The organism is Streptococcus sp. A34, assembly GCF_043674115.1.
GTDB classification, from domain to species: domain Bacteria; phylum Bacillota; class Bacilli; order Lactobacillales; family Streptococcaceae; genus Streptococcus; species Streptococcus suis_V.
Window position 1 is genome coordinate 1 of record NZ_JBIMJM010000074.1, and the last position, 1,039, is coordinate 1,039.

General features: G+C 38.4%; 1 protein-coding gene. It reads right to left on the reverse strand.

Annotated features, from left to right (window positions below):
• Positions 1 to 14: 14 nt before the first annotated feature.
• Positions 15 to 959 carry an IS30 family transposase gene (locus ACHBGV_RS10260; protein WP_248046595.1) on the reverse strand — a complete coding sequence of 315 codons (945 nt, stop codon included), beginning with the start codon at positions 957 to 959 and terminating at the stop codon, positions 15 to 17.
• Between the last annotated feature and the right edge of the window lie 80 nt (positions 960 to 1,039).

Consider the following 1,039-nt stretch of genomic DNA (forward strand, 5'->3'; position numbering starts at 1 on the left):
TTTAAATTGTCAAATTAAGTTAGACTTTTTATATAACTCAGAAAAACTTGGTAAGGTGTTTGATAATTCAAAGACTTTCTAGGGATTCTATTTCTTTTATCAGCTATAGCTGATAAAAACTGCTGAGAAATATCAGTAAAATCCATCTGTTTCGGAAGTCCGTGTCGTCTTAACAAACCGTTCGAGTGTTCATTTAGACCTCGCTGCCCAGGGCAACCTGGATCAGCAAAGAAAATATCAATGTCATGTGCATTCGAAATAGACTTCCAATTAGAAAACTCTTTCCCACAATCAAAGGTTATCGACTTAAAGAGATGTTTAGGAAGTTGAGACAGCCATTGATTGATGGCAGCCTCAATATCACTTGCTTTTCGTCCCTTGGTTTTCAGTGTGATGATGGATTTTGAAAGGCGTTCTACCAAGGTAATAACCGCACTTTTGTGCTTTTCCCCAACAATGGTATCTCCTTCCAAGTGTCCAAATTCTGCATTAAAATCAGGATAGAGTTCAGCCCTTTCACGTAAATCTCTGCGAAACGTTTGTTTTCCTCGTTTTTCACTATGACCATTTGGCTTTCTCTTCCCTTTCCAGGGGAAATCCTCTTTCTTGAAAATACCACGGTCAGCCAGTCGATAGAGAGTTCTCATAGAGCAAGAAATGTTATCCGAATAAGCTCCTTTGATGACATCAAGGCTCCAATCTAAATCCAAATGAGTTTGAATAATGTCTTTTTCTGCTTGCGAAAGACTTGTTTTCCTCCGACCACAGCGTTTCTTATTGGCTATATAGCGTTCGTAGTAGTCATAGGCGGAATGGCCGTCTTTGAGAAAGTTGATAACATTATAGATAGTCTGCTTTGACCTCCCCAGAGATGTCATAATATCTACAATTTTTACGCCTTCTTGGTAGTATGCCTCTATCATTACGAGCTCATTTGTGGTAAGATGGGTATAGGTCATTTATGTTAGTTCCTTTCAGACAAATGTGGTAGTTTATCTGAGCCTAACATAGATGGCTTTTTCTGTCTAGCTTAATTTTA